Genomic DNA, 8898 nt, shown 5'->3' on the forward strand with positions numbered 1-8898 from the left:
AAGTGGAGCCTGGATCGGGTACTGAAAGCAGTACAGATTCAGATGGGAATGGAAGGAGAAGGGCATGACGGCAGAGGAATATAGAAATTATCTGGAGCAGGATTTCAGTGACGTAGATATCAATGAAATGACTGATCTACGGATGATAAAAGCAGACAGAAATAAATCGCTTCAGGAACGGAGAGATATTTTCCTGAATAAAGTAGGAAATCCTTATCTGGTCCGGATCGGTAATATGAAAGTAAAAGTCAGATTTGCCAATAACGGTATATCTATGGAGCAGGCATTTGAGAATATGCTTCTGAGTGTCTGAAAAAGTACTGGCAAGATTGAGGGGACTGTGTTAGAATGTCGGTAAGGACAAATTATGCAGCCCCCTTTTATTACATGGATTTTCTGACGTAATAAAAGGAGGTAAGATATGTATCAGAATATCAATAAAATCTATCATGCCGCCATCTATGTCAGATTATCTAAAGAAGATGGCGATATTTCCAGTTCAGCAAAACTGGAAAGTAACAGCATTTCTAACCAGAAAGCTTTGATTCTGGATTTCCTGAAAGACAAAAAAGATATAGAAGTTGTTTCAGTCCGAGTTGATGATGGCTACTCAGGCTCTAATTTTGATCGTCCTGCATTCCAGGCAATGCTGGAAGATATCCGGCGTGGGATTGTAGACTGCGTAGTGGTAAAAGATTTATCACGATTTGGAAGGGAATATATTGATTCCGGGAAGTATATCGAGAGATTATTCCCGGCTCTTGGTGTGCGTTTTATTGCCATCAATGACAATTATGACAGTCTCAAGGGAAAGAATCAGGCAGACGAAATTATTATCCCATTTAAGAATTTAATCAATGATGCTTATTGCCGTGACATTTCTATTAAGATCAGGAGTAATCTTGAGATTAAGAGGAAAAAAGGTGAGTGTGTGACTCCGTTTGTAGCTTTTGGATACAGGAAGACAAAGACAGATAAGCATAAATTAGAGATTGATCCATCTGCAGGCAGTGTAGTACAGGATATTTTTAAGATGAAGCTGCAGGGAATGAGTCAGGATGCAATCGCTAATCGTCTAAATGAACTGGGTATTCTTTCCCCATTTGAGTATAAAATCAGCAACGGCAGTCGTTATGAAACAGGCTTCCGGCAGAAAGAACAGGCACTTTGGAGTTCCGTTACCGTCCGCAGGATACTGGAAAACGAGGTTTATATCGGAAACCTTGTGCAGGGAAAAAGGACGACACCGAACCATAAAGTGAAGCAGACTTATGTGAAACCGGAAGATGACTGGATCCGGATTGAGAAAAATCATGAGCCATTGGTGAGTGACCGTGATTTTGAAATTGTTCAGAGACTTCTGGGCATGGATACACGTACTTCGCCTGACCAAAAGCAAGTATATCTGTTATCCGGAATTGCTGTATGTGCGGATTGTGGTGCACCTATGACAAGAAAGGTTTCTACTGTGGCAGGGAAAAAATATGCTTATTATCTATGTTCCGCAAATAAAGAAACAAAACGCTGTTCTAGTCATAGAATACCGGAAAAGGATCTGGAAGATGCCGTACTGGTGATGCTGAAACAGCATATCCAGAATATCCTGCACCTGAAAAGAGTCCTGGAATTTGTTGGTACTGTGCCATTTCAGGAGATCAATATGAAGAAGCTGCAGGACAGGCTGGAGAAGAAAAAACAGGAGACAGAACGTTGTAAGGAGTTACGGATGATGCTCTATTCGGATATGAAAGAGGGCATTGTATCAAAAGAAGACTATGTAGAGCTTCATGCAGCCTATGGAAAGAGGCTTAGAAATGCGGAAGAGAGTATCCGTGCAATCCAGAAAGAAATGGATAGTGAGCTGGAAAAAGCAGACAATGCCAATACCTGGCTGGATTATTTTGTGAAATATCAGGATATTGAAGAACTGTCCCGCACAGTGGTGGTAGAACTGATCAGGAAAATCAGAGTATATGATAAAAAGAATATAGAGATCACTTTTGATTTTGATGATTGTTATCAGACATTGCTGAATCAATTACCGGCTATGGGAGTTGATACGGTAGTAGATGATGATAATAATCTGCAGGTCAAGGTAAAGGAGGTTGTATAAAATGGCACGAAAGAGTAGGAAAAACATTCCGACAGTAGTCGGCAGTGCAACCGTCCAGACAGAGGTGAGAAGACCATTCCGGGCAGGATTGTATGCCAGAATTTCAATGGAAACAGAAGAAACATTAGAAAGAGGGACGATAGAAACCCAGGTGGAATTGATGAAAAACTTTGTAGCAGATACGGAAGATATTTCGGTTGCGGAAGTTTATAAGGACTCAGACTATTCAGGTACAAATTTTGACCGTCCTGGATTCGTACAGATGATGGAAGATATCAAGCATGGAAAAATCAATTGTGTTATTGTAAAAGATTTGTCCAGACTTGGAAGAAATTATGTCGAAACCAGCAACTATATTGAACGAGTATTTCCGTTTTTTCATGTAAGATTCCTGGCTGTGACAGATGATTTCGATTCCTTCAGAGAGGGTGTGGATCTTACAGTTCCACTGAAGAATATTATCAATGAGTTCTATTCGAAAGACCTTGCCAAAAAGAGCAGCAGCGCAAAAAAAGCTCTTTGGAAAAAAGGAAAATTTACAAGTGCCTGGGAACCGTATGGTTACAGAAAGTCAGAAGAAGACCATCATCAGCTGATCGTTGATGAAGAAGCTGCAGAACATTTGAAAAGTATATTTTCTATGTATATGGATGGCAGGAACTATAGTGATATTGCAAGACAGCTCAATAAAGATGGAGTTTTATCGCCGACTTTACAGAGAAAATTCTATAAAACCGGTGAGAAGCCGCTTCCGGAGTCAAAACCCTGGAACAATTATGAAGTGAAACGAGTTCTTCAGGATGTTCATTGCACAGGTGATTCTGTATTTGGAAAATATCAGCAAAGTGTTTTCCAGGGAAATAAACAGAGAAATCGACCAGAGAGTGAATGGGTGCATGTGGAGAACACGCATGAAGGGATTATAGATAGAGAGTTGTTTCAACAGGTACAATCTAAAATCCAGGAATATACGGAAGCTTATAAGAAGAAACATCAGCAGAACAATGGGGCTATTAGAAACCATAATTTCTATACAGGAAAGATATGGTGCGGAGGCTGTGGCAACCGCATGACGTTGTCCAGAGAAAGAAATGGCACATTCTTTTATATCTGCGGAGCCAATACTAACCATAAATCCGGAGGAAAGCAATGCAAAGGGCACAGAGTCAGAAAAGAATATGTGGATGACGATGTTCTTCGCCTGATCCAAACGCATATGAAAACCGTATTGGATACAGAAAAAATGATTCAGAAAATGAATGCAGCTTCCAAAAATCAGACACAGTACCTGCTTTTGGATAAAGAGGTAGGAAAACTTCGACGAGAACTAAGCCGTATCAGTAAGCGTAAATCGGATTTATATGAAGACTATTCCGAACGTTTGATTACAGAAGAAGAATACATACAGTTTTCTCGGATCTATTCCAATGAAATTGAGAATATCAAGAGCCGTCTGGACACAGTATTGGCGGCACAGGTTCGGTATTCCCAGGATTACCACATTGAAGAAGGCTGGGGAAATGTGATACATACTTATATGTCAAAGCGTAAGCTGACAAAAGAAATGGCAGATGCCTTTGTGGATTCAATTATTATCCATGGTAAGTATGATTATGAGATCAAGCTGGTATATGACGATCAGTTTGCAGATTTACAGAAACTAAAGAAAGAGAAGGAGGCGCAGTCAAGATGACAGATCTTAGAAAAACAGCTGTTTACATCCGTTTGTCTGCAGAAGATGACAATGTAGATGGCAGAGCCAAAAAAGAGAGCGACAGTGTAACTTCTCAGAGAATTCTGTTAAAATCATTTGTAATTGATGAGCTGGGTGTAGTTGAGTCGGATATTCTGGAATATGTGGATGACGGTGTCAGCGGTACTCATTTTAAAAGGCAGGGATTTCAACAGCTGCAGGATGACATGAAAAGCGGAGAAATCGGCTGTGTAGTTGTGAAAGACTTTTCCAGATTTGGAAGAGACTATTTGGAAGTTGGATTTTATATTGAATATATTTTTCCACTTCTACAGATTCGATTTATTTCGATTAATGACAGCTATGACAGTGCAGCAAGTAGCGGAATGACTGGTGGAATGAATGTAGCATTGCAGAATCTGGTATACAATATGTATAGCCTGGATTTGTCCAAGAAAATTTCATCAGCATTGCAGACAAGAACGAGAAATGGTACACGCCTTCCGGTAAATGCCAGATATGGCTATAAAAAAGGAAAAGATGGAAGGCTGGAAGTAGATCCAGAGGCTGCAAAAGTCGTGAAAATGATTTTTCGGATGGCAGCGGAAGGAACAAGTTTTGCGGATATTACAAGGGAATTGAACGGACAGGCGATTGCCACTTGTGATGAGCAGAAATTATCAAGAGGGGATCAGGTGCAGTTCCAGAGGTTTGACACGATCAAAAAGAAACACTGGAGCCCTACGACAGTAGCGGCAATTGTCCGGGATGAGATTTATATTGGAACCAGAATCTGGGGAAAAACACGTTGCAGTATGCATACCGGTCATAAAGCAGTTCTGAATGATGAAACAGAATGGGTTCGCCTGGAAAATCATCATACGGCAATTATAGACAGGGCATTGTTTGAAAAAGCAAATGAAATGCATCCGAAAAAGAAGAGAAGTGTTGCGGAATCACGTACCAATTTTACTCTGGAAAGACGTAAAAAACAGCCGGCATTGTTGCTATGTGCTAACTGCGGGCATTCTCTGCTAAAAGAAACAGAGCATTTGCTGAAATGTTCAGATGCCCGAACCAATGGAGATCCTGTGTGTCGAAGTCTGGTGATCCGGCGGGAACCGTTGGAGGAGAATATCCTTGGGCTTGTTCATCAGTATGCAGCGTCAATATTGGAAAAAGAAAAGAAAGTATCTTCCAACAGGCAATGCGACGACAAAGAGATCAATACCGCAGAATTGCAAAAACAGAGCCGACAGTTGACCTCGGAAAAGATGAAACTCTATGATGATTACAAAGATGGTCGTATAGATCGTGATTCGTATAAGCAGAGAGCAGGAAAGATAAGTGTACAGCTGGAGGAAATAAAACGAAAGATAGAAGATGCGGAGAATAGTAAAAAGCTTCTTGAACAAAATGAACTTTCTGATAAAATAAAACTAAAAGATTTCTTGGGAATTCAGAAGTTCGATACAGAGAAGCTGCGTGAGATTATCAAGGTGATCCGTGTTCATAGTCAGGATGAAATCGAAATCGAATGGAATTTTGACGATATTTTTTCAGAATAGAGGTAACTTGAGCAGGACAAGAATGACTTACCAGAAGATAATAAAGGTGCTGGGACTACCTGATGGAAGCGTCAGATAGTCTTCGGCAGAAAAAAATAAAATTTTTTTTGTCCTATACTTGACACATCCACATGTATGCAGGCATACATATTGTTCCAATATGGCGAAAGCTGGAATGAATCCGAAAGCACTCCAATATTTAATGGGACATTCTGATATAGGGGTTACGTTAAATGTATATACGCATCTGGGATTAATTGATGCAAAAGAAGAGATGAATAGGATTGCAAAACTGGCATAGTATGATAAAATAATAGAAAAAAGAATTAAGAATAATCTGATTATAAGGTTCTTAGAAAGCCTGTTTTCCAGGCTGATTATTACTAAGAAGTTACTAAATTTGGATAAGAAAATATACGAATTTATGCTGTGATATACAGGAAAATGACAGGATTGAAAATTATCGGAAAATGCCTGTAAACAGCGTAAATACAGCATTTCAAGGAGTTTTAAGCAATGATACGAGTGCTTTTTGTTTGCCACGGCAGGATTTACTGTTCGTGAGAAAAAGTCTTAAATCGTCTTAAATACTTCTATAAATAGCATTTCTTGTGTTCAATTCTCGATTTTACCAATGATTTACCAATATTTCTGGAGAGTCAGACTTGCAGAAACAACAAACCAGAATGAGGAGATTAAAAATATGAGCGGATTAAAGAAACACATTTATGAAGAGAAAAACGGACTGCATTACACTCTGAATGGAGATTATTATTTACCAGATTTGAAATTGCCGGAGGAACACCGCCCTATCGGAAAGTACGGACGGATGCACCGGGAATATTTAAGAGAAGTCCACCCAGCCAGATTGAATACATTGACCCTGACAGGGGAATTATGGACATATCTTGCAGATCTGAACGAACAGGCACAGAAGCGATTAGATACAATCATAGAGCAGATGAAAGCTGCTGAGGGGGGTCACAGAAGAATTAAAGAGTATCTGTCAGATGGAATGGGTGCAGCGTTGCAATAACATTCACAATCGGGCAGAAGAAATTGTTTTGCATGAGATGATTTATTCATAACGGTATGGTAGAATGATTATGATAAATCGGAGTTTGACGAGGTAAAAGAATATGAATGGAAAACATCTATTTCTTACATCTGCAGGGTTGACCGATAAGATGAAAGAGAAATTCTTTGATATTATTGGAAAGTGTCCGAAGGATGTGAAAGTGCTTTACATTCCAACAGCTGGCATTGAAACAGATGGTGCAAGAGAGTCGCTTGCAATATGTTTTCATGAACTCTTTCTAATGGGAATTCAGTACGAAAATATATTAGTGTACAATCTGGAATTAATTCTTTCAAAAGACTATCAAAGAACCTATTCTTCGTATGTTACAACCCCGTTTATGCTTACAAGGCTATTAACTTTTGAAGAATTAAACCAATTTGATGCTGTTTTTGTCAGTGGTGGTGATGTATCTGTGCTTTGTCGTGAAATGTCTAGAACTGGTTTTGATAGAATACTTAATAATGCAATTAAAAACGGACTTATATATGTCGGAATCAGTGCAGGAAGTATGTATGCGGCGGGAAATTTAACAGATGGATTACATATTATTGACAATCCTATTATCCCCCATTGGAATGGTTCTGAAACAACAGTATTACCGAACGGCAAAGATGAGATTAAGCTTGCTGATGGAAAAGCTGTTTATGTAGAGGATAATTACATGAGTGTAATATGATGCACATGTAGGATTAGTCAAATTCCAATTTGCGAGGATGAACACTTATGAAAGAAAAAAGCAAAAGTGAAGTTTCAATAATAGGTGGTGCAGATGGCCCAACAAGTATTTTTATAGCTGGCAGAACACGGAAAAAGCCTCTAAAAGTAAGGATGCGAAATATTATCTACAGATATAGACGTAAGATAGTAGAGAAGAAAGTGGTTGCAGATTCACATACTCTTGATGAATTGGTACAATATGCAATGAATACCTACAATCTAATTGAAACTAATTCAACTGAGAGAAAATATATTGAACAACAAAAAAACCTAAAGGAGAGTTTGATTTTACAGCATAAACCAGAAGTTTTAGGTGAAATGAAGGATATTCCAAAGCCGGATGTTTCTAATGAAGAATCTGTCAGAGAATATTTTTGTAAAATAAAGACTCGAAGCGAAATGATTGCCGAAATGCCAGATAATGTAATTCCTATGAACTTTCATCTATATGAAATAAGAATCGGTGATGATTCTCTTGAGATGGAGATAGATTATATTTGGAATATATTCGGTATATCTTATTCTGGAAACAAGAAAGTAATGAAACAGTTTGAGAAAATTTCAAAAGATTTGTATATCTATTATGGTGTTAGTGAAGATGATATTAAGAAAAAGACAGAAAGATATTTATCATTGGTAACGGCATTAAGTTCATAAATTCCAGCCTGTCTTTCTGAAATTTCAACTGAATAACCACAGCATAAACCGCTGCTACATGGAAGCTAACACAACCATGCAACAGCGGTTTTTTGTTACCGTTTTTTCCTCTGGCTGATAGGCGTTCCCATTTTCTTTGATTTTTTGAGAATCCGAATGAGCCAGCGGAATTCTTCTTCCGACAGATTTTTATAGTTGATACCGAGTTGCTTGCAATAAAGGATGACCAGCTTTTCATCCCGACTACCCTTGAAATTTTCGACCGCTTCCAGATTTTCTTTCAGTTCATCGGCAACGGTGGTCTGTGGGGCACTTTCACTATCCTTTTTGTGGGCTTCCCGAATATCCCGGATAATGAGGTTGAGATCATCCAGCACCATGTGGCTGAAATATTCATCATCGCTGATATGGGCGGCTTGTAGCACTTTCAAATGGGGGTCATCTTCGCCGGGGCGATACCGTTCAATGATTTCATGCCGGACAGTATCGACAAGGGCGTTGAGGTTTTGAATCTGCATGGTGGCAATCCCATCTACATAAATCTCAATATCCGCAAGAAACTTGATAAAATCCTTATGAGTGGCAAGCTCACAGAGCAGACGGTTGTTAATTCGACCGCTTTTCAAAAGTGCCACCATCTCATCGTTCAAATGAAGCCCTGTTAATGGTGTGTTGATCTGTTCCCGGTTCTCTGTCCGGCACAGCAGATAATCAACGGAAACCTCATAGAAGTCTGCCAGCGTGATAAGGTTGCCATGATTGATTTCCTTATAATTCTCTTTCTCATAACTTCCAAGAGCTGATTTGGAAATGCCCGTCAGCTCCGATAATTCTTCCAAATTTAAGCCTTTGTCCTTGCGGAGTTCCCAAAGACGTTCCTGTATGGTAGTTGCTCCTTTCATGGGCGCACGCTCCTTTCCAGCGGTTGTATTTCTGCCGCTTAACTGGATTATATCACACTTTCCGCAATCGTGGAAATTTCCGATTTTTACCCTTAATTCCTACTTTGTGGACATACGGCACAGGGCACAAAAATGTTCTATGATACAGGTAGTTCATCGATGGATTA

Annotated in this window: 8 protein-coding genes and 1 pseudogene; 8 read left to right on the plus strand and 1 reads right to left on the minus strand. The window is 39.3% G+C overall.

The features are described 5' to 3' along the window. The first annotated feature begins 64 nt into the window (after nucleotides 1-64). From LJE11_RS18035 to LJE11_RS18070, 8 genes and pseudogenes are all read left to right on the plus strand, one after another. Nucleotides 65-313 (plus strand): DUF6870 family protein, encoded by a 249-nt coding sequence (locus LJE11_RS18035; protein WP_015568866.1) that lies wholly within the window; start codon nucleotides 65-67, stop codon nucleotides 311-313. Between the two features lie 108 nt (nucleotides 314-421). Beyond that, nucleotides 422-2113 (plus strand): recombinase family protein, encoded by a 1692-nt coding sequence (locus LJE11_RS18040; RefSeq protein WP_055059651.1) that lies wholly within the window; start codon nucleotides 422-424, stop codon nucleotides 2111-2113. 1 nt (nucleotide 2114) lies between these two features. Then, a complete protein-coding gene (locus LJE11_RS18045) occupies nucleotides 2115-3806 on the plus strand; it encodes a recombinase family protein (RefSeq protein ID WP_026648814.1) in 1692 nt (563 codons plus the stop codon). After that, nucleotides 3803-5374: a recombinase family protein gene (locus tag LJE11_RS18050; RefSeq protein WP_026648813.1), complete on the plus strand. Its 1572-nt coding sequence runs from the start codon at nucleotides 3803-3805 to the stop codon at nucleotides 5372-5374. Before LJE11_RS18045 ends, LJE11_RS18050 begins: the two co-directional genes overlap by 4 nt. A gap of 118 nt (nucleotides 5375-5492) precedes the next feature. Beyond that, nucleotides 5493-5675 (plus strand): tyrosine-type recombinase/integrase, encoded by a 183-nt coding sequence (locus LJE11_RS18055; RefSeq protein ID WP_226845253.1) that lies wholly within the window; start codon nucleotides 5493-5495, stop codon nucleotides 5673-5675. A 402-nt stretch (nucleotides 5676-6077) separates the two neighbouring features. Beyond that, nucleotides 6078-6462, plus strand: a pseudogene (locus tag LJE11_RS18060) (TnpV protein). A gap of 51 nt (nucleotides 6463-6513) precedes the next feature. Continuing rightward, nucleotides 6514-7131: a Type 1 glutamine amidotransferase-like domain-containing protein gene (locus LJE11_RS18065; RefSeq protein ID WP_005930833.1), complete on the plus strand. Its 618-nt coding sequence runs from the start codon at nucleotides 6514-6516 to the stop codon at nucleotides 7129-7131. A 47-nt stretch (nucleotides 7132-7178) separates the two neighbouring features. After that, on the plus strand, nucleotides 7179-7829 hold the full coding sequence (locus tag LJE11_RS18070) for a sodium ion-translocating decarboxylase subunit beta (RefSeq protein WP_161275879.1): 651 nt from the start codon (nucleotides 7179-7181) through the stop codon (nucleotides 7827-7829). Between the two features lie 95 nt (nucleotides 7830-7924). On the opposite strand, the gene LJE11_RS18075 is transcribed toward LJE11_RS18070, so the two are convergent. Beyond that, entirely contained in the window at nucleotides 7925-8731 is an 807-nt protein-coding gene (locus tag LJE11_RS18075; RefSeq protein WP_161275880.1) for a helix-turn-helix domain-containing protein, read from the minus strand. Nucleotides 8732-8898: the final 167 nt, after the last annotated feature.

This window comes from Blautia sp. DFI.1.216, from assembly GCF_020594215.1.
GTDB classification, from domain to species: Bacteria; Bacillota; Clostridia; order Lachnospirales; family Lachnospiraceae; genus Blautia_A; species Blautia_A wexlerae.

Excerpts from the sequence above, each read along its gene's own strand:
- LJE11_RS18075 (WP_161275880.1), bottom strand. The coding sequence starts at position 8,731 with ATGAAAGGAGCAACTACCATACAGGAACGTCTTTGGGAACTCCGCAAG.
- LJE11_RS18045 (WP_026648814.1), top strand. The coding sequence starts at position 2,115 with ATGGCACGAAAGAGTAGGAAAAACATTCCGACAGTAGTCGGCAGTGCA.
- LJE11_RS18065 (WP_005930833.1), top strand. The coding sequence starts at position 6,514 with ATGAATGGAAAACATCTATTTCTTACATCTGCAGGGTTGACCGATAAG.
- LJE11_RS18070 (WP_161275879.1), top strand. The coding sequence starts at position 7,179 with ATGAAAGAAAAAAGCAAAAGTGAAGTTTCAATAATAGGTGGTGCAGAT.
- LJE11_RS18050 (WP_026648813.1), top strand. The coding sequence starts at position 3,803 with ATGACAGATCTTAGAAAAACAGCTGTTTACATCCGTTTGTCTGCAGAA.
- LJE11_RS18035 (WP_015568866.1), top strand. The coding sequence starts at position 65 with ATGACGGCAGAGGAATATAGAAATTATCTGGAGCAGGATTTCAGTGAC.
- LJE11_RS18040 (WP_055059651.1), top strand. The coding sequence starts at position 422 with ATGTATCAGAATATCAATAAAATCTATCATGCCGCCATCTATGTCAGA.